The organism is Erwinia sp. 1181_3, assembly GCF_052824965.1.
Genome location: NZ_VTDE01000005.1, coordinates 225,535 through 243,451 on the forward strand (window position 1 = coordinate 225,535; position 17,917 = coordinate 243,451).

Sequence of the window (17,917 nt, forward strand, 5' to 3'; positions counted from 1 at the left end):
TCGCTTCGGTCACTGCGGTGACCCTTTCGCTGTGTTGACTGAGTGCTTATGTGGTTCGAACATCTTGATTTTGCCGTTATCCTGCTACAAATCGTATTAATTGATCTGTTACTGGGTGGCGATAACGCCGTCGTTATCACCCTCGCCTGCCGTAAACTGCCACCGCACATGCAGAAAAAAGCGATTATTCTCGGCACGCTCGGGGCGATTGTTGCCCGCGTTGTGCTGCTGATTATTGCCGTTCACCTGCTGGCGCTGCCGTGGCTGAAGATCGTCGGAGGCCTGCTGTTGCTGTGGATTGGCTTTAAGCTGGTCGGCAGTGAAGAGGAAGAAGCCAACATCAATGGCGATAACCGTCTGTGGAAAACCGTGCTGACCATTACGCTGGCCGATGTGGTGATGTCGCTGGATAACGTGCTGGCCGTGGCCGCAGCGGGTAAAGGCAACGTCTGGCTGGTGTCGTTCGGGGTGTTGATCAGTATTCCGATTATTGTCATGGGCAGCAAACTGGTACTGACGCTGCTGACGCGCTTCCCGTTTATCGTCACGCTCGGCGGAGCACTGATTGGCTGGATTGCGGGCAGTATGCTGGTCACTGACCCGGCACTGCTGCGTTATACCGCTGCGATCCCGCATCTGCACTGGATTGCCGGGACCATTGGGGCATTGTTAGTGGTGGGATACGGTGTGGTAAGACGCGGGCGGGCGTCGTAGGGGGCGGGCATGCCCGACCCGCATCAATACCGGGTGAGGCATGCCTCACCCCTACAAAAATGCGATGGTTTTCGGAGGCATTTAACCTGACGCTAAATCTTCTCTTTCTTCGACATGCTATCCAGATACCCCATCACAAACGCCGACAGCACAAACGTCAGATGAATAATCACGTACCACAGTAGCTTGTTATCCGGGATATTCTTCGCATCCATAAACACCCGCAGCAGATGGATAGAGGAGATGGCCACAATCGATGCCGCAACCTTATTTTTCAGCGACCCCGAATCCATCTTGCCCAGCCAGTTAAGCTTCTCTCTGTTCTCATCAATATCCAGCTTAGACACAAAGTTTTCGTAGCCGGAGAGCATCACCATCACCAGCAGACCACCAACCAGCGTCATGTCGATCATCGAAAGCAGCACCAGCACCATGTCATTTTCCGACATCTCAAGCACGTGTGGCAGCAGATGGATCAGCTCCTGGAAAAACTTAATGGCCAGCGCCACTAACCCCAGCGACAGCCCGAGGTAAATCGGTGCCAGCAGCCAGCGCGCAGAGTAAATCAGGTTTTCGACGAAACGTTCCATAGCATCCAGTTCACAATTCAACAGGGCGAACAGTATACCCGATGGCTGATAGACTTTTTCAAGGCATGCGCGCTTAAAACAACGGAATTTAAGCGACTTTACGTTGAGAACATCAATGAAGGGGCAAGAATCAGAACCAATGTTGTTGTCGCTTTACATCCCGTGAATGATGCAACACTCTGACAACCAGAATATCTTCGTATTCTGGTCTGAAAAAAAGAAGATGTTCTGCCGCCACTAAAGAGAACATATTTTCGCCAACTTCTGCACGCCGCTGACCAATTTCATGGTGCTTTAGCATATCCAGTGCAGTGAAAATACGATCAATATAAGCATCAGCGGCTACCTCTCCATAGTGACTCACGCCATAGCTAAAGATATCTTTGAGATCGTCCCGCGCTTTGGGCGTGAGCTTAATCCGTTTTCCCTGAGTCATGGCGTTTTCCCTTCACTTCCCTGATAAAGGCATTGCGATCCCACTCCTGCGGAACGCCACTCTCTAATCCCTCGGCGAGGAGCAATCTTAATTGCGCAAGTTTCGATTGTGCCTGTTGCTCTCTGAGCAATCGTAACGACTCACGAATCACTTCACTTTGCGTTCTGTAATCACCCGATTCAATCAGAGATTCAACATACCCGCGCAGCTCGTCACCTAAATCCACTGTCATGGTTCTGGCCATTGCATTCCGCTCTGTAAGATTAGTTCTTACAAATCTAACTGACTACTCTTCAGACATCCAGCCCTGTGCTGATAAATCCGCACAGATCCTATATTATTCCCGGACCGGCAGCGCCTCTTCATTACTGCCCTGTGGCAGCAAATCGTTAATCGGGCGCATCATCTTTTTCATCTGGCGCTCATAGCCGAACGGGCTACCCTGACCGCTGTCGGTCTGCATCGTAAGCTGTGGCTGACTTGCCGCAAAGGCCTGGGTGAAAGGATGAAGAGACAGCACCGCCAGCACGGCGGCCATTTTAGTCAACTGGCGCACGGGTCCTCCGGACTTAATGATATTGACGGAACTGAATGCGGTAATCGCGCGGGGTAACATTGAAGTGCTTTTTAAACACCCGCTGGAAGCACTGCTGGGAAGAGAAACCGAGGTCCATCGAGATCGCCATAATGCTTTTGGTCGAACTGACCAGGCTGCGTGCAGCCTGATCAAGACGGCGGCTGCGAATAAACGTCGCCAGGGTGATGCCCCTTTGCTCTTTAAACGCACGTTGCAGGTGCCACTTCGAATAGCCAGATTTTGCCGCCACGGCTTCAATATTGAGGCCTTCTTCTAAGTGATCGTCGATCCAGTCGACGATAACGTCCACGATTTCATTTTTCATTTTTAGCTCCGCGATGACGGGCGCATGACGCCCACTCCTGCCTTAAAAGAACAAGGAAGTTATTTATTATTTTGATTTTATTGAAGTAATTACGATATGAAAAAAAGGGAGAACATATCAAAAAAACGTGGAAGGGATGGTATTAGACCGCTTAAAATAGTTCAAATAGATAATATAAATCTTTGATAATAGATAAGGGCTATATGCCAGCTAACATGGATCTCAACCTGGTGCGGGTATTTATCGCCATTTATGAAACCCAAAGTGTCAGCGGGGCTGCCGAACGTTTGTTCATTACTCAGCCCTCTGCCAGCTATGCCCTAGCCCGGCTGCGGGTTGCGACGGGTAATGAGCTGTTTAAACGCAGCCGTAAAGGGATGCAACCGACTCCCACCGCCAGTCAGCTCTATACGGTTTTTAAAAAGTCTCTCAGTGGCATTGAGAAGGCGGTGGCAGACACCCGCAGCTTCTCTCCGGACACATCCTTTCACAAATTTCGTCTCGCCCTCTCTGACCTTGGCGAACTGCTGTTGCTACCCGGTCTGGTGAAACATCTGCGCGCCGTTGCCCCTAACGTGCAGCTGGAGGTGATCCCGGTAGAGATGCGAAAACTGGATGAATGGTTGCTGACCGGAAAGGTCGATGCCGCGCTGTGCAGCCGTAACGAGAGTATTTCGCTGGCGCAGCGTGACCGGATTATGGACGAGTGTTATGTCTGCCTGTTGAACGACCAGCACCCGCGCATTGGCGACACCCTGACGCTGGATGCCTACCTGGAGGAACAACACATTATTGTGTCGACCATCAGCGGGCATTATATGGTGGAAGAGCGGATAAAAGAGTATGGCTATGAGCGCCGCATTGCGCTGGAAGTCCCGCACTTTGCGGCGCTGGGCGAGCTGATTGCCTCCAGCGAACTGCTGGTGACGCTGCCCTCCAGCGCGGCGAAAATCTATGTCGCACGAGGCAACGGGCGCATCATCGAACTGCCGTTTGAGCTACCGAATCTTGAGGTGTACCTGTACGGGCACACCGAGATCGGGGATATCACCGCCAAAACCTGGTTCTATAACCTGCTGAAAAACGTCAGCCCACTGCTGATGGTCCGCCGGTAACAGAGGGTTAGTCGTTGCGGCGCGGGCCACGGCTCCAGTAGGCCATAAAACTGATGCACTCCGGCGACAGGCCGCGCTCACCAATCAGATAGCGGCGCAGTTGTTTAACGGCGCTGGACTCGGCAGCAACCCAGCCGTGAAAGCGTTTATCTCCACTATCGGCACGGTCCCAGAGGATATCGCCATCCTTCTCTTCATGCAGCTCACCACGCACCAGCGCACTTTCCGGCAGCATCACCCGCTGCTGCACCGCCTGTAGTAACGCTTCACCATGAGAGGCACCGGTTTCTTCACGCGGCAGCCAGTGGATGTCGGCAAAAGTATAGTGGCTGAGATCAACACAGTCGCCGCGTTTCGGCATTTCCAGGAACATCTGTAACTGCGGCGGGTTGCTCCAGCCAGCCAGCTGTTCAAGGATCGCTTTCGCCGCCGGGAGTGCCGTTTCATCTGCAACGACCAGCGCGCGCTCCACGTCAGGGTGCGGGTCCCACTCGTAGCCACCGCTGCTGGTCGGGCAGGCGCGATTTGGTGCCACCATTTGCAGCGCTGCACCCGGCTCAGCATTCAGCGCCCAGGCCGAAGCCGGGCCTTCGGTACCGTGCATCACAAACTCGACTTCTACTTCTCCGGCATCAGCATTGACGTGACGAAGGGTATAGGTACGGGCAATCGGACGGATATCCTGCGGCATCGCGCGGGCTGTTTCCCACCAGGTTTTATCACCCTCATCGGTCAACGTTGAGGGCGTGCCGTTGAGGGAAGGAAACAGCAGTTTTATCCGCTGATCCGGTGCATCCATTTTCATCTGACGCACGTCATCACCGCTGAATACGCAGCACAGCATCGAAGGAGAAAGTACCTGCTTACGCGCCAGCACTACATTAAACAAGCGATAACCCTGAACACTCGCCATAAACCCGCCTTGTAAACCTGAAAGCCGCGCACGTGTGATAACGCACATAAGGTCGGCAAGAATAGCAAAGCCAGATGATAATGAGAATGAGAACGAGGCTTCTTTACATCACCCTCATGGAATAACGGATTGATCCCGGCGCAAAAAGCCGTCAACGTAGCGCTTTCCCTGTGGTAAATGCGGAGCACGCCGATGTCCCTGACTGTCCTGACGCAACTGGCCGATATTCCGGCCAGTCAGTGGGATGCCCTGGCCCCCAACTCTCAGCCTTTTTTACGTCATGCTTTTCTCTCCACTCTGGAAGAGAGCGGTGCGGTCAGCCGCGCTTCGGGCTGGCTGCCGCAGCATTTGCTGTGGATGGAAGAGGGAACGCCGCGTGCGGCCATGCCTGGCTACGCGAAAAATCATTCGATGGGAGAATACGTTTTCGATCACGCCTGGGCAGAGGCCAGCGAGCGGGCAGGGATTCCTTATTATCCGAAGTGGCTGTCGGCGGTGCCATTCAGTCCGGTCAGCGGCGCACGACTGCTTGGGAGCGATCGCCAGGCCGCGCAGCTGTTACAGGCCTTACCTGCGTTTCTGGCCGAACGGCAGCTCTTCAGCGGCCATATTAATTTCAGCGATGAGCCTATTCGCCAGGGGCTGGAGCAGGATCCGCGCTGGCTGCCGCGCCTCGGCTGCCAGTATCACTGGCACAACCGGGGTTTTCGCGATTTCCAGGATTTTCTCGACCTCCTCACCTCGCGCAAGCGCAAACAGCTGCGCAAAGAGCGCGAGCTGGTTGCCAGCCAGGGCGTGGAGTTTGTCTGGTATCAGGGCGCAGAGGTGACGGAGGCGCAGTGGGATTTTGTTTACGCCTGTTACGCCAATACCTACCGCGTGCGCGGCCGTCAGCCTTACCTGCCGCGCCTGTTTTTCAGCCTGTTGGCCGAGCGCATGCCGGAAACGATTCGCGTGGTGATCGCCAGCCAGCACGGAGAGCCGGTGGCCATGGCGTTCAGTCTGGTGGATGGCAACACCTTCTACGGCCGCTACTGGGGTTGCCTGGAAGAGTTCAACCGCCTGCATTTTGAAACCTGCTTCTATCAGGGGATGGAGTACGCCATTGAGCACGGGCTGCAGCGTTTTGATGCCGGTGCTCAGGGTGAACATAAGCTGATTCGTGGTTTCGAACCGGTGCTGACAGAATCCTGGCACCTGCTGCGCCACGCCGGGCTGCACGATGCGGTCGCCGATTTCCTGCATCAGGAGCGTGAAGGCGTGCGCAACTGGGCAGAGGAAGCCAAAGCCTCGCTACCGTGGCGGCAGCCCGACGGGCAGTGATACCCGTCGGGCATGACCATCATCCTTCGCCGACAAATCCGCCGGTCTGGTGACGCCACAGGCGCGCATACAGGCCGCCTTTTGCCAGCAGTTCGCTGTGGCTGCCAATTTCGGCAATCCGGCCCTGCTCCAGCACCACCAGCCTGTCCATACGGGCGATGGTCGATAGCCGGTGGGCAATCGCAATCACGGTTTTCTCTCCCATCAACGTCTCCAGGCTCTCCTGAATCGCCGCTTCCACTTCGGAATCCAGCGCGGAAGTGGCTTCGTCCATAATCAGAATCGGCGCATCCTTCAGCAGTACGCGGGCAATCGCAATACGCTGGCGCTGCCCACCGGACAACTTCACGCCGCGTTCACCCACCTGGGCATCCAGCCCGGTGCGGCCCTGCGGATCGGACAGCAGGGGAATAAATTCATCGGCTTTCGCCTGATGAATAGCGCGCGTTAACGCCTCTTCGCTGGCATCCGGCCGACCGTACAGCAGGTTCTCGCGAATCGAACGGTGCAGCAGGGAGGTATCCTGGGTGATCATCCCAATCTGTGCACGCAGGCTCTCCTGAGTGACATCGGCAATGTTCTGACCATCTATCAGGATGCGGCCACCGTTCAGGTCATATAACCGCAGCAGCAGATTCACCAGAGTGGATTTTCCCGCGCCGGAGGGGCCAATCAGCCCGATTTTTTCACCGGGCCGGATGGTCAGTTGCAGGTCATCAATCACCGTGCGTTCGCCGCCGTAGTTAAAGCGGATAGCCTCAAACTGGATTTCGCCCTGCTGCACCCGCAGCGCCGGAGCCTGGTCTTTATCACTGACTTTGACGGGCTGGGCAATGGTTTGCAGGCCATCCTGCACCATCCCGATATTTTCAAAGATGCCGTTCACCACCCACATAATCCAGCCGGACATATTGACGATGCGGATTACCAGCCCGGTAGCCAGCGCAATCGCCCCAACGCTTAACAGTGACTGCGTCCACAGCCACAGCGCCAGCCCGGTAGTGCTGATAATCAGCAGACCATTCAGCGTAGTGATCACCACATCCATGCCGGTGACCATACGTCCCTGGCTGCGGGTTTTTACCGTCTGGTCGCCAATCGCCTCGCGGGCGTACTGACGCTCCAGATCGCTGTGGGCAAACAGCTTCAGGGTGGTGATATTGGTGTAACCGTCAACGATGCAGCCCATCAGACGGGAACGGGAATCGCTCGACGCCACCGAACGGGCTTTGACGCGCGGCACAAAGTAGCGCAGGCACAACACGTAACCGACAATCCAGATCAACAGCGGGATGGTCAGCCGCCAGTCTGCTTCGGCAAAGAGCACCAGCGTGGTGACGGCGTAAATCAGCACGTGCCACAGGGCATCGACCGCCTGCACCGCAGAGTCGCGCAGCGCGTTGCCCGTCTGCATAATGCGCTGGGCGATACGTCCGGCGAAATCATTCTGGAAGAAGTTCAGGCTCTGACGCAGCACGTAGTTATGATGCTGCCAGCGGATCATGCTGGTCATGCCGGGGTTGATGGTCTGGTGCACCAACAGGTCGTGCAGGCCAATAAACAGTGGCCTGAAGATCAGCGCCACCACCACCATCCACAGCAGTTCGCTGCCGTGGTCGCTAAAGAAGGTGGCGGTGGGGCTGCTATTCACCAGGTCGATGATACGGCTGAGATAGCGGAACAGCGCTACTTCGATCAGTGAGGCTACCAGTCCAATCACCAGTAACAGCGCGAAGCACGGCCACACCTGACGCAGATAGAACAGATAGAATGCCCAGAGGTTGTTGGGTGGCATGTCGGCCGGGGCATCCCTGAAGATGTTGATCATCCTTTCAAAACGGCGATAAAGCATAAAGCAGGCTCATGTGTACGGCAGGATTGTTCAGCTTAGTGCATAACCGGGGTGAGGGTCGACCTCATAGAGCCTCCCACAAATTTTAGTGGCTGACAGTGTGGCTTCGGGTCTGAGGCCAGTTTGAGCATGCCGAATAAGCAACGACCGCATCCCTGCGGGCCTCGCCACGCCGCTACGCGAGCGTCACTACCCGCAGCCGATCCCCATATTTCGTTCGCTGTTTCAGGGCCGGGGACTCCTCGGTGATAATCAGCGCGATTTCCGCCAACGGACACACATGTGCCAGCGCGCGATAGCCCATTTTACTGCTGTCCACCAGCACCACGGTTTTCTCTGCCGCCGCGATCATCGCCTTCTTCACCGGGATTTCGACGGTGTTGATATTGGTGATACCGCTGTCAAAGTGCACCCCTTCCGCCCCAAGAAACGCCCAGTCGACGTGCAGACTGTTAATCTTATCCACCGTCTCCTGGCCAATCAGGGTATAGACAGCATTCAGCATCATGCCCCCGGTGACGTGAATGGTGATCCCCGGGCAGGCACTCAGTGCCACGGCGGTCAGGACGTCATTGGTCACCACAGTCAGATTACGCTTATCGCGCAACGCCAGCGCCAGTTCATAGACGCTGGAGCCGTTATCCAGGATCAACGACTGACCGTCCTGCACCAGGCTTGCCGCATAACGTGCAATCGCCGCTTTCGCCGGATTGTTCATCTGACGGCGTACGCTGTAAGGCGTATCCAGGCTGCTCTCCGTCACGCCGGATACCGGCAGCAATCCCCCATGCGTGCGCATCACCATCCCGTTTTTTTCCAGCAACGACAGGTCGCGGCGGATAGTCGAACTATCAACACCGAACACTTCGGACAGCTCTACGGCGTTCAGATAGCCCTTTTCCCTGATCATCTCAATTATTTGCAATCGTCTTTTTGATGCGCTCATGTGTCCTTCCTGTTGCGATACCTGCACACTTTCATGCACATACTGTACGAACATTGCCCTGATGTCAGTATAGCAGACAAAAAACAGGCAAATATGTGTGCTATTGCGCGAATAATGCACATTGACTGCACGAATTCGTGCAGCTACATTTAACTCATCGGTAACAACTTTCGGGAGGGCACTATCGATGTCAGCAACGATTCTCAGCGACTACGAAAAAGATATTGAGCAGCAGGTCGAGGCCCTGCGTGACCAGTTAGCTTACCAGCTACCGCAGGCACTCAGCGCACTGGATCTCAATCACTACGATCGTATTGTGCTGGCCGGAATGGGATCCTCTGATTACGCCCTGATCCCGATCGAACGTGAACTGATCGAGCGCGGTTACCCGGTATGGCGTATTGATGCGGGCAGATTGCTCGATATGCCAAACCTGGTCACCGCCAACAGTCTGCTGTGGCTGACATCGCAGTCAGGAATGAGTGGCGAAGTGGTGGCGTTGCTGAACAGTATCACCCCGCCAAAAACGCTGATTGGCATCACCAATGATACCGCCAGCGAACTGGCAAAAAAGGCACAGGTTCAGGTATTGCTGCACAGCGGGTCAGAAGCCACCGTCAGTGCGAAAAGCTACCTCAACACGTTAGTCGCCAGTTACCGGGTGTTGTACGCCCTGACCGGGCGGAATGAGAAACCTTTGCTGGCGACCGTGCATGCTATTCTGCCCGATATCGCGCAAATTATTCGCCAGCGCGCCGAAGCACAAACGCTCAGCGATGCGCTGCTGGCCCATAACCTGCCCCGCGTCGCGATGATTGGTATCGGGGCCGATGCCGCTACGGCGTTAACCGGAGCACTGATTACCAAAGAAGCGTCCAAAGTGGCCGCAGAAGGTTTTATTGGTGGCCAGTTCCGCCACGGTCCGATGGAAACCTCCGGCGCGGGGATGCTGGCCCTCCTGTTTGGTGATGGCAGCGACAACACCCTGAACACCTTGGCAGCCGATTTGCGCCAGAACGGGACGCTGGTGGTCAGCGTAGGGCCGGAGAAGTACGCCGACAGCGTGCATCTGCCCACACCCACCGAACCGCTGCCGCGTTTACTGTGTGCAATGCTGTGGGTCCAGCATCTGACTGTCACGCTGGCGCGTGGCAATGGGCGGATACCAGGGGAATTTCTCTACGGCCAAAAGATAACGGTGAAAACATGACAACCTCTGACGCACTCTCTCTACAGGCAGGCATGGATATCGGGGGTACCGGCACACGCATTATTTTGCTGGCCGGGCAGCGCGAAATCGCGTCAGAAACCGTACCGACCGCGTGGTTCGCCACGCTGCCCGCCTGGCAACGTGCCAGCGCACTGGCAGAGAAAGTGCGTCAGTTAGTGCCCGCCGGGCAGCGTTTAGCCAGCCTCGGCATCGGTGCCAGCGGCCCGGTGAACATGAACAATGAGATCATTGAAAACGAGGACACGCTGGCCTGCTTCTCCGGCTTCCCACTGGTGTCACAGTTGCGGGTACTGCTGGGTGTCCCCGTGGCAATCGACAACGATGCCGTTGCCGCCGCCCTCGGTGAGTTTCACTTAGGGGCAGGCCAGGGCAGCGGCCGCATGCTGATGGTCACACTCGGTACGGGAATTGGCGTAGCGATGCTGGAAGGCGGCACCCCGTTTCGCAACATTGATGGCAGCCATCCGGAAGCGGGCCACATCCCGGTTTCCGATGACCCGGTAGTGTGTTACTGCGGATTGCAGGGTTGCTGGGAAATGCTGGCCTCACGCGGCTGGCTACAGCAGGCGCTGACCGCCGCGATTCCCGACCTGCGCTGGGATGCCACGCTCAGTCAGAGATTAAGCCATCTGGCCGCGGCAAATCCGCGCATCAGCGGCATTCTTTATCAGTACGGCCAGATCGTTGGCCGGGGGCTAAATACCCTGCTGGCGCTGTATGGACCGGATGTGACGGTTCTCAGCGGCAGCGCAGCAGCACTGTTTCCGCTGTTTCAGGGAGGAATGGAGAAAGCGCTGGCGCGGGCCAGCGGCTATGCGGTTAACAAGCATATTATTCCATCTTCTCTGGGCGACGCGGCGGGCGCGCTCGGGGCGGCGATACTGCCAACACTCAGGGGAACCCGTCAACCATAATAAGCACGACCTATAAAGCAGTTCTTGATAATAAAGTTCTACCTTTGAAATATTTACGACAATAATAAATGTCTGGGCCGGTTAAGTTGTGCGGCTCAGCCATTCTATTGATCCAGGCGAATAAGAACGTGTTCTGACCGCTTCCTTTTTAGGTTAAATGGAGAGTAAGTAATGAAGAGATCCACCGCTTGCCTGATGACCCTGCTTGCTCTGAGCGCCTCCGGCGCTGCCTCTGCAAAAACCCAACTCAACGCCCTGTTTATGTCTCAGGCCGCCTACAGCGAAAGCGACGTGCGTGCCATGACCAGCGATTTTGAAAAAGCCAATCCGGGTGTCACCGTTAATCTTGAATTTGTGCCCTATGAAGCCCTGCACGATAAAATTATCGCGGCACGCGGCGCAGGTAGCGATGGCTACGATGTGGTGCTGTTTGACGATATGTGGCCCGCAGAATTTGCCAAATTTGGCCTGCTAAAAGATATCACCCGCCAGGTCAGCGCCGATGAGAAAGCGAAGGTGTTCGACGGCGCCTGGAGTACGGTCAGCTGGGACAAAAAACTGTGGGGCATGCCGTGGATCCTCGATACAAAATACCTCTTCTACAACAAAGCCATGCTCGCTAAAGCAGGTATTGCGAACCCACCGACCACCTGGCAGCAGGTGATGGATCAGTCCAAAATTTTGCAGGATAAAGGCATCGTTAAATATCCGCTGGTGTGGAGCTGGTCCCAGGCTGAAGCGCTGGTGTGCGACTACACCACCCTGGTGTCAGCCTTTGGCGGCCAGTTCTACCAGAACGGTAAGCTGAACTTCAGTGATGCCGGATCGGTGAAAGCCGTCACCTTTATGAAAGAATCGCTGGATAAAGGCGTCACAAACCCGAACTCACGCGAGTATCTGGAAGAGGACGTGCGTAAGGTGTTTTCCAATGGCGATGCGGCCTTTGCCCTGAACTGGACCTATATGTACAACATGGCCAACGATCCGAAGCAGAGCAAGGTCGCCGGTGATGTGGGAATTGTTCCGGCTCCCTCTGAACAACCGGGCAAAGTCGCAGCAATGAACGGTTCGATGGGATTGGGCGTGACCCAGACCAGCGCCCACCAGGATCAGGCCTGGCAGTATATCCGTTACCTGACCTCCCAGCCGGTGCAGAATAAATACGCCAAACTCAGCCTGCCTGTCTGGAAAGACTCCTACGACGATCCCGCCGTGCAGAAAGGCCAGGAGCCGTTAATCGCAGCCGCGAAAAAATCCCTCGATGTGATGCTGATGCGCCCGATTACCGCCGACTACTCACGTCTGTCGAACAGTCTGCAACAGCAACTGCAGCAGGTCCTTCAGGGCCAGCAAACGCCGCAATCCGCAATGGAAGCGGTGACGAAAAGCGCAGCCCGACTGCGTTAAGGGAACGCCATGCTCAGTCTGCAACGTCGTGAGCAGCGTCAGGCATGGGTGCTTCTGGCACCCATGCTGATTGTGATGGCCCTGTTAACCGCCTGGCCACTGCTGCGCACTATCTGGCTCAGTTTTACCGATGCCGAGCTGATTGGCAGCGGTGCACAGACCGGCTACATCGGACTGGATAACTACCTCTACGCCCTGACCGACCCGGATTTTCGTGCGGCGATTGGCCGTACGCTCTATTTCACGATGATATCAGTGGCGCTTGAGGGAGTGATCGGCGTACTCGTCGCGCTGCTGCTGAACCAAAAATTTATCGGGCGCAACGTGCTGCGCGTGCTGGTGATCCTGCCCTGGGCGCTGCCCACCATTGTTAACGCCATGATGTGGCGACTGAATTTCAACCCGGATTACGGCAGCATCAATGCGCTGCTGACTCAGGCAGGCATTATCGACGGCTACCGCAGCTGGCTCGGTTCCCCGGACTCAGCCCTCAATGCGGTGATGCTGGCTGACGTATGGAAAAACTATCCGCTGGTGACACTGCTGGTGCTGGCCGCCATGCAGTCGATTCCTGAAGATCTGTATGAAGCTGCACGTCTGGACGGTGCGCCGGCGTGGCGACGTTTTCGCGCCATCACCTTTCCGGCCATTGTCGGTGCACTGAGTGTGGCGTTGGTGCTACGCACCATCGACGCCTTCAAAGTGTTCGACATTATCTATGTGATGACGCGCGGCGGCCCGGTCGACAGCACCAAAACCCTCAGTTTCTATGTCTATCAGGAATCCTTCAGCTATCTGCGGGCCGGTAGCGGTGCGGCTTACGCCATTCTGATGACGCTGATGTGTAGCGTACTGATTGCGCTATATATGGCGATGCTCTACCGCCAGCGCCGCAGGAGTCTTGCTGATGAAACGTAAACTGCGCCGCGTTTTACTGTATGCCGCCGCGCTGCTGCTGGCAGCGTCGATTCTCGGGCCAATGCTGTGGCTGTTTCTGATGAGCGTCAGCGCCAACAGCGACCTGACGCGTATTCCGCTGGAGTGGCTGCCGCGCCAGTGGGACTTCAGCCGTTACCGCGCGCTGCTGTCGCTCACCCCCGGTCAGCCCGGCGAACTGTTTCTGCATGCGCTGGGCAACAGCCTGCTGGTCGCGGGGTTTGCCACACTGATTTCCCTGCTGCTGGCGGTTCCCGCTGCGTTCAGCTTCTCGCGCTATGTCGGGCGCGATCTGTGGCTGTTCGCGGCGCTGGCGATCTACATGGTGCCACCCGTGGCCTTTGTACTGCCGCTCTATTTTGTGCTGCAACAGCTCGGCCTGCTGAACACCCATCTTGGTCTGGTGCTGGTCTACTGTTCGCTGATCCTGCCGTTCCTGACATGGATGCTGAAAAACCAGTTTGATGCCCTGCCACGCGATATTGAGCAGGCAGCCCGCCTGGATGGCCTGCGCTTCTGGCAGGTTCTGATGCGTATTACCCTGCCGCTGGCAAAACCGGTGCTGGGCGCCTCGGCGCTGTTCGGCTGGCTGCTGGCGTGGGATGAATTTTTCTATGCGCTGTTGTTTACCAGTAATCTCGACGCACAAACGCTGCCAGTGACCATCGCCGGATTTACTGCCGGACGCGCCACCGATGACGGCTTGATCGCCGCCGTGGGCATCCTCGCCTCATTACCGCCGTTGCTGATCGCCCTGTGGTTGCAAAAAAGCCTGGTCGGCGGGCTGGCCAGTGGCGGCAGCAAGGGGTAATTATGTCGGCAAATCGGGTCGGGCATGCCCGACCCCTACGGGAACATGCAGCCTGTTAATTGCAGGGGTGAGGCATGCTCCATGCGGGAACACGCAGCCTGTTAATTGTAGGGGCGAGGCATGCTCCATACGGGACCACGCAGCCTGTTAATTGCAGGGGTGAGGCATGCTCCATGCGGGAACACGCAGCCTTTTAATTGTAGGGGCGAGGCATGCCTCGCCCGTCACCACGGGAAAACAGTATGGCACGGGTTGAACTGGTCAAAGTCACGAAACGTTACGGTACGCAAACGGTGTTGCACCCGCTCGATCTGACGATCGAGGACGGCAGTTTTACCGTGCTGGTCGGTCCTTCCGGCTGTGGAAAATCCACCCTGCTGCGTCTGCTGGCCGGGCTGGATACGATCTCTAACGGGGCGATCCTGCTGGACGATCTGCGAATAAATGATCTTGATCCCGCGGATCGCGATATCGCCATGGTGTTTCAGAGCTACGCCCTGTATCCGCATCTGACGGTGGCTGAAAACCTGGCGTTCCATATGCAGGTTAAACGGGTCAAACGGGACGAACAACAGAGCCGCATTACACGGATCGCCAGCATCCTCGGTATTGATAAACTGCTGAATCGCTACCCGCGTGCCCTCTCTGGCGGCCAGCGTCAGCGCGTGGCGATGGGCCGGGCGATGATACGTAATCCGCAGGTCTTCCTGTTTGATGAGCCGCTATCAAACCTTGATGCCCAGCTGCGTATGGAGCTGCGTGCGGAGATTAAATCGCTGCACCAGCGCTTTAAAACCACTATGGTCTACGTCACCCATGATCAGGTGGAGGCCATGACGCTGGCGGACCGCATTGTGGTGATGCGCGATGGGGTGATTGTGCAGCAGGGCAAGCCGCTGGAGATTTACGACCATCCGGTGAATACCTTTGTCGCACGCTTTATTGGATCGCCGCCGATGAATCTGCTGGCGGGTGAAGTAAAGACGCAGGATGGCATTCCCGGCGTCAACTGTAACGGACTGTGGTTTCCTCTGCCTGCTCGCTGGCACGACAGCGCCCGGCGTCAGGGCAGCCAGCCGGTGATTGTCGGGATTCGCGCCCATGATTTTGTCCAGGCACGCCACTCCACCCATCCCTCCGCATTATTGAAGGTGCTGGAAGTCACGGGCGAATCCAGCCTGCTGCACGCCGAATGGCAGGGTTTTTCCCTGCATATTCAGCTCGCCGGGCGCGTGGCGCTGGAACCGCAGCAATCCCTTGCTCTGGATATCAATCCCGAAAAAATCCATCTGTTTGATGCACAAAGCGGTGCGCGGCTGGTTTAATGGTGTCATCAGGGCGAGGCATACCTTGCACCTACGATGGGATCACGTAGGGGCCGGGCAGGCCCGGCCCGTTTTTCTGCACACAAGGGAAAACCGTGGAACGTCTGGATTGCGATCGAATGTTTGTGGCGGTGCTCGAGCTGGGCAGCTTTGCCGCAGCGGCGGCCCGGCTGGGTACCAGCAGTGGCCAGGCCTCTAAACTGGTATCAAAACTGGAAAAAGAGCTGGGCGTGCAACTGCTGAAACGCAGCACGCGTGCGCTGTCCCCCACCGAAGTCGGGCAGGCCTATTTTTCTCAGGTCAAACATCTGCTGGATGAATGGGATGCGCTGGATGCCTCGGTGCGCCACGCTGCAGGGAAACCCTCAGGACGCATCAAACTCAGCGCGCCCATCACGTTTGGTGCCAGCCAACTGGCCCCGGCGCTGATCGCCTTTGCCCGCGAGTTTCCGGAAATTGAACTGGATGTCAGCTTCTCAGACCGTATCGTGAACATCGTCGATGAGGGATTTGACGTTGCCATCCGCATCGGAAAACTGAGCGACAGCAGCCTGATTGCCCGCCGCCTCAGCGATATGCGCGTGGTGATCGCCGCCAGCGATGACTATTTGCGGCGGCACGGTATGCCAACGCATACTCAGCAATTAGCCGATCATAACTGCATTATCGACACCAACTTCCGCGATCCTTATAACTGGCCGTTCGGCAATGAAGGCGAAACTGTGCCCATCAGTGGCCGCCTGCGTTTTTCCAATGCCGAGGCCTGCCTGACCGCGGCGCTGAGCGGCTTGGGTATTGCCCGACTGCCGACCTTTATTGCCGGTGCCGCCTTACGAACTGGAACCATCCGGCCTCTGCTGATTGAGAGTGAAATTCCTCCGCTCGGCCTGTACGCCGTTTATCCCCCGGCACGCCATCTGGCCCATAAGGTACGGGCGCTGATCGACTTCCTTGTCAGCCATTATGCCGGGAAGCCAGAGTGGGATCAGGGCTGGTGATTACTTCCAATATGGAAGTAATCATTGCGCGAATGGCAGGATAATCAGTGCGGAGGAATGAGTGTAGAGTGTGTTTTATCAACCCTGACACTCACACGTTATAAGGCATCTCATCATGACTGATACCCGTACCGCCCCCTGGGCCGCGCTGATCCTGCGTCTTTCGCTTGGCATCCTGTTCCTGGCGCACGCTGGCCTGAAGTTTTTTGTTTTCACCCCGGCTGGCACCGCGAAATTCTTTGAGTCACTGGGCCTGCCCGGTGGGCTGGCTTACGTCACCATCGCCTGGGAAGTACTGGGCGCTGTGGCACTGATTGTTGGCTACCGCCCACGCATTGCCGCGCTGCTGCTGATCCCGGTACTGCTGGGTGCGATTGCTACAGTGCACGGTGCGGCGGGTTTCTGGTTCACCAACCCGAACGGCGGCTGGGAATACCCGGTATTCTGGACAATCAGCCTGCTGGTACTGGCGTTGATCGGTGACGGAAAATACGCGCTGAAAGCCTCCCTGCCTGCTTCACGCCTGAACTGAGGAACGACTGATGCTGGTAAACGGTAAATGGACGGCAGAGTGGCACCCGGTACAGGCCACCGATGAAAAAGGCGGCTTTGTCCGGCAGACCTCAAGCTTCCGTCATTGGGTGACGGCGGATGGCAGCAGTGGCTTCCTCGCAGAGCCAGATCGCTACCATTTGTATGTGGCGCTGATCTGCCCGTGGGCGTCACGCACATTAATCGCCCGTAAGCTGAAAGGGCTGGAGGAGGTCATCAGCGTCTCCGTCGTTGAGCCACAGCTGACCGATGAAGGCTGGCACTTTGGCGACTTCCCAGGTGCCGACCGCGATACCCTGAACCACGCGGAATATCTGCATCAGCTGTATACCCGCGCCGACGACAGTTTCACCGGGCGGGCAACGGTGCCGGTGTTGTGGGACAAAAAAACCGGCACCATCGTCAGTAATGAATCGGCGGATATCGTACGCATGTTCAACAGTGGCTTTGGTGCGCTGGCAACACAGTCTGTCGATCTGTACCCTGAATCCCTGCGTGCAGAGATTGACGCGCTGAACGCCGAGATCTATCCCCGACTGAACAACGGTGTTTATCGCGCCGGGTTTGCCACCACCGCCATCAGCTACCGTGAAGCCTTTAATGATGTGTTCGGCATGCTGGCTGAGCTGGAAACGCGTCTGAGCAACAGTGGTCCTTATCTGTTTGATGCTGTTCTGACCGAAGCCGATATTCGCCTGTTCGTGACGCTGATTCGCTTTGACGTTGCCTATCACGGTCTGTTTAAGTGCAACCTGCGCCAGTTACGGGACTTCCCGGCGCTGAATGCTTACCTGCAACGTCTGCTGGCGATCCCCGGCGTGCGTGAAACGGTCAGCATCGACCATATTAAGCAGGGTTATTACTCTATTAAGGCACTGAACCCTAACGGGATTGTGCCCGCCGGGCCAGACATGAGCGGCTACGGTTTTTAATCTGATTTACGAGGCGAACA

The 17,917-nt window shown here is 56.5% G+C and carries 20 protein-coding genes; 12 read left to right on the forward strand and 8 right to left on the reverse strand.

Annotation, left to right across the window (positions count from 1 at the left end; genetic code table 11):
- The first annotated feature begins 42 nt into the window (after positions 1–42).
- Positions 43–714, forward strand: a complete 672-nt coding sequence (locus tag FY046_RS15500) for a TerC family protein (protein WP_446186258.1) — start codon at positions 43–45, stop codon at positions 712–714.
- A gap of 92 nt (positions 715–806) precedes the next feature.
- Here FY046_RS15500 and FY046_RS15505 read toward each other — a convergent pair whose 3' ends face one another.
- The 5 genes from FY046_RS15505 to FY046_RS15525 form a co-directional block, all read right to left on the reverse strand.
- Entirely contained in the window at positions 807–1,304 is a 498-nt protein-coding gene (locus tag FY046_RS15505) for a TIGR00645 family protein (RefSeq protein ID WP_133844428.1), read from the reverse strand.
- A 130-nt stretch (positions 1,305–1,434) separates the two neighbouring features.
- Positions 1,435–1,740, reverse strand: coding sequence for a type II toxin-antitoxin system RelE/ParE family toxin (locus FY046_RS15510; RefSeq protein ID WP_133844430.1), 306 nt, complete (start codon positions 1,738–1,740; stop codon positions 1,435–1,437).
- Positions 1,718–1,984: a type II toxin-antitoxin system ParD family antitoxin gene (locus FY046_RS15515; RefSeq protein WP_133844432.1), complete on the reverse strand. Its 267-nt coding sequence runs from the start codon at positions 1,982–1,984 to the stop codon at positions 1,718–1,720. Before FY046_RS15515 ends, FY046_RS15510 begins: the two co-directional genes overlap by 23 nt.
- 93 nt (positions 1,985–2,077) lie before the next feature.
- Entirely contained in the window at positions 2,078–2,296 is a 219-nt protein-coding gene (locus FY046_RS15520; protein WP_133844434.1) for a hypothetical protein, read from the reverse strand.
- Between the two features lie 13 nt (positions 2,297–2,309).
- Complete coding sequence (locus FY046_RS15525) at positions 2,310–2,642, reverse strand: helix-turn-helix domain-containing protein (protein WP_446186259.1); 333 nt, start codon at positions 2,640–2,642, stop codon at positions 2,310–2,312.
- Positions 2,643–2,845: 203 nt separating this feature from the next.
- Between FY046_RS15525 and FY046_RS15530 the strand changes: the two genes are divergently transcribed.
- The gene (locus tag FY046_RS15530; RefSeq protein WP_133844438.1) at positions 2,846–3,757 is read left to right on the forward strand and encodes a LysR family transcriptional regulator; all 912 of its coding nucleotides are present in this window, start codon (positions 2,846–2,848) and stop codon (positions 3,755–3,757) included.
- A 7-nt stretch (positions 3,758–3,764) separates the two neighbouring features.
- Here FY046_RS15530 and FY046_RS15535 read toward each other — a convergent pair whose 3' ends face one another.
- Positions 3,765–4,670, reverse strand: coding sequence for a siderophore-interacting protein (locus FY046_RS15535; protein WP_159337725.1), 906 nt, complete (start codon positions 4,668–4,670; stop codon positions 3,765–3,767).
- Between the two features lie 192 nt (positions 4,671–4,862).
- Between FY046_RS15535 and FY046_RS15540 the strand changes: the two genes are divergently transcribed.
- Positions 4,863–5,993, forward strand: coding sequence for a GNAT family N-acetyltransferase (locus FY046_RS15540; protein WP_446186260.1), 1,131 nt, complete (start codon positions 4,863–4,865; stop codon positions 5,991–5,993).
- 19 nt (positions 5,994–6,012) lie between these two features.
- Here the strand turns inward: FY046_RS15540 and FY046_RS15545 are convergent, their stop codons facing one another.
- Positions 6,013–7,845, reverse strand: coding sequence for an ABC transporter ATP-binding protein (locus tag FY046_RS15545; RefSeq protein ID WP_446186261.1), 1,833 nt, complete (start codon positions 7,843–7,845; stop codon positions 6,013–6,015).
- 175 nt (positions 7,846–8,020) lie between these two features.
- Positions 8,021–8,791 carry a DeoR/GlpR family DNA-binding transcription regulator gene (locus FY046_RS15550; RefSeq protein ID WP_133844448.1) on the reverse strand — a complete coding sequence of 257 codons (771 nt, stop codon included), beginning with the start codon at positions 8,789–8,791 and terminating at the stop codon, positions 8,021–8,023.
- Between the two features lie 187 nt (positions 8,792–8,978).
- Between FY046_RS15550 and FY046_RS15555 the strand changes: the two genes are divergently transcribed.
- The 9 genes from FY046_RS15555 to FY046_RS15595 all read left to right on the forward strand — a co-directional run bounded on the left by FY046_RS15555 (position 8,979) and on the right by FY046_RS15595 (position 17,897).
- Entirely contained in the window at positions 8,979–10,001 is a 1,023-nt protein-coding gene (locus FY046_RS15555; RefSeq protein ID WP_133844450.1) for an SIS domain-containing protein, read from the forward strand.
- Positions 9,998–10,936: an ROK family protein gene (locus FY046_RS15560; protein WP_446186262.1), complete on the forward strand. Its 939-nt coding sequence runs from the start codon at positions 9,998–10,000 to the stop codon at positions 10,934–10,936. Before FY046_RS15555 ends, FY046_RS15560 begins: the two co-directional genes overlap by 4 nt.
- A 171-nt stretch (positions 10,937–11,107) precedes the next feature.
- The gene (locus tag FY046_RS15565) at positions 11,108–12,343 is read left to right on the forward strand and encodes an extracellular solute-binding protein (protein WP_133844454.1); all 1,236 of its coding nucleotides are present in this window, start codon (positions 11,108–11,110) and stop codon (positions 12,341–12,343) included.
- Between the two features lie 9 nt (positions 12,344–12,352).
- Positions 12,353–13,261, forward strand: coding sequence for a carbohydrate ABC transporter permease (locus FY046_RS15570; RefSeq protein ID WP_133844456.1), 909 nt, complete (start codon positions 12,353–12,355; stop codon positions 13,259–13,261).
- Positions 13,251–14,090: a carbohydrate ABC transporter permease gene (locus FY046_RS15575; protein ID WP_133844458.1), complete on the forward strand. Its 840-nt coding sequence runs from the start codon at positions 13,251–13,253 to the stop codon at positions 14,088–14,090. Before FY046_RS15570 ends, FY046_RS15575 begins: the two co-directional genes overlap by 11 nt.
- Positions 14,091–14,332: 242 nt before the next feature.
- A complete protein-coding gene (locus tag FY046_RS15580) occupies positions 14,333–15,415 on the forward strand; it encodes an ABC transporter ATP-binding protein (protein ID WP_446186263.1) in 1,083 nt (360 codons plus the stop codon).
- 95 nt (positions 15,416–15,510) lie between these two features.
- The gene (locus FY046_RS15585) at positions 15,511–16,413 is read left to right on the forward strand and encodes a LysR family transcriptional regulator (RefSeq protein ID WP_421505084.1); all 903 of its coding nucleotides are present in this window, start codon (positions 15,511–15,513) and stop codon (positions 16,411–16,413) included.
- A 115-nt stretch (positions 16,414–16,528) separates the two neighbouring features.
- The gene (locus FY046_RS15590; protein WP_133844464.1) at positions 16,529–16,945 is read left to right on the forward strand and encodes a DoxX family protein; all 417 of its coding nucleotides are present in this window, start codon (positions 16,529–16,531) and stop codon (positions 16,943–16,945) included.
- A 10-nt stretch (positions 16,946–16,955) separates the two neighbouring features.
- Positions 16,956–17,897 (forward strand): glutathione S-transferase family protein, encoded by a 942-nt coding sequence (locus FY046_RS15595; RefSeq protein ID WP_133844466.1) that lies wholly within the window; start codon positions 16,956–16,958, stop codon positions 17,895–17,897.
- Positions 17,898–17,917: the final 20 nt, after the last annotated feature.

What these genes read in the sequence shown, in the direction of transcription:
- FY046_RS15570 (WP_133844456.1), top strand. Translation starts at nt 12,353, where the DNA reads ATGCTCAGTCTGCAACGTCGTGAGCAGCGTCAGGCATGGGTGCTTCTG.
- FY046_RS15540 (WP_446186260.1), top strand. Translation starts at nt 4,863, where the DNA reads ATGTCCCTGACTGTCCTGACGCAACTGGCCGATATTCCGGCCAGTCAG.
- FY046_RS15535 (WP_159337725.1), bottom strand. Translation starts at nt 4,670, where the DNA reads ATGGCGAGTGTTCAGGGTTATCGCTTGTTTAATGTAGTGCTGGCGCGT.
- FY046_RS15575 (WP_133844458.1), top strand. Translation starts at nt 13,251, where the DNA reads ATGAAACGTAAACTGCGCCGCGTTTTACTGTATGCCGCCGCGCTGCTG.
- FY046_RS15580 (WP_446186263.1), top strand. Translation starts at nt 14,333, where the DNA reads ATGGCACGGGTTGAACTGGTCAAAGTCACGAAACGTTACGGTACGCAA.
- FY046_RS15595 (WP_133844466.1), top strand. Translation starts at nt 16,956, where the DNA reads ATGCTGGTAAACGGTAAATGGACGGCAGAGTGGCACCCGGTACAGGCC.
- FY046_RS15545 (WP_446186261.1), bottom strand. Translation starts at nt 7,845, where the DNA reads ATGCTTTATCGCCGTTTTGAAAGGATGATCAACATCTTCAGGGATGCC.
- FY046_RS15555 (WP_133844450.1), top strand. Translation starts at nt 8,979, where the DNA reads ATGTCAGCAACGATTCTCAGCGACTACGAAAAAGATATTGAGCAGCAG.
- FY046_RS15560 (WP_446186262.1), top strand. Translation starts at nt 9,998, where the DNA reads ATGACAACCTCTGACGCACTCTCTCTACAGGCAGGCATGGATATCGGG.
- FY046_RS15565 (WP_133844454.1), top strand. Translation starts at nt 11,108, where the DNA reads ATGAAGAGATCCACCGCTTGCCTGATGACCCTGCTTGCTCTGAGCGCC.
- FY046_RS15515 (WP_133844432.1), bottom strand. Translation starts at nt 1,984, where the DNA reads ATGGCCAGAACCATGACAGTGGATTTAGGTGACGAGCTGCGCGGGTAT.
- FY046_RS15550 (WP_133844448.1), bottom strand. Translation starts at nt 8,791, where the DNA reads ATGAGCGCATCAAAAAGACGATTGCAAATAATTGAGATGATCAGGGAA.
- FY046_RS15590 (WP_133844464.1), top strand. Translation starts at nt 16,529, where the DNA reads ATGACTGATACCCGTACCGCCCCCTGGGCCGCGCTGATCCTGCGTCTT.
- FY046_RS15530 (WP_133844438.1), top strand. Translation starts at nt 2,846, where the DNA reads ATGCCAGCTAACATGGATCTCAACCTGGTGCGGGTATTTATCGCCATT.
- FY046_RS15505 (WP_133844428.1), bottom strand. Translation starts at nt 1,304, where the DNA reads ATGGAACGTTTCGTCGAAAACCTGATTTACTCTGCGCGCTGGCTGCTG.
- FY046_RS15525 (WP_446186259.1), bottom strand. Translation starts at nt 2,642, where the DNA reads ATGAAAAATGAAATCGTGGACGTTATCGTCGACTGGATCGACGATCAC.
- FY046_RS15510 (WP_133844430.1), bottom strand. Translation starts at nt 1,740, where the DNA reads ATGACTCAGGGAAAACGGATTAAGCTCACGCCCAAAGCGCGGGACGAT.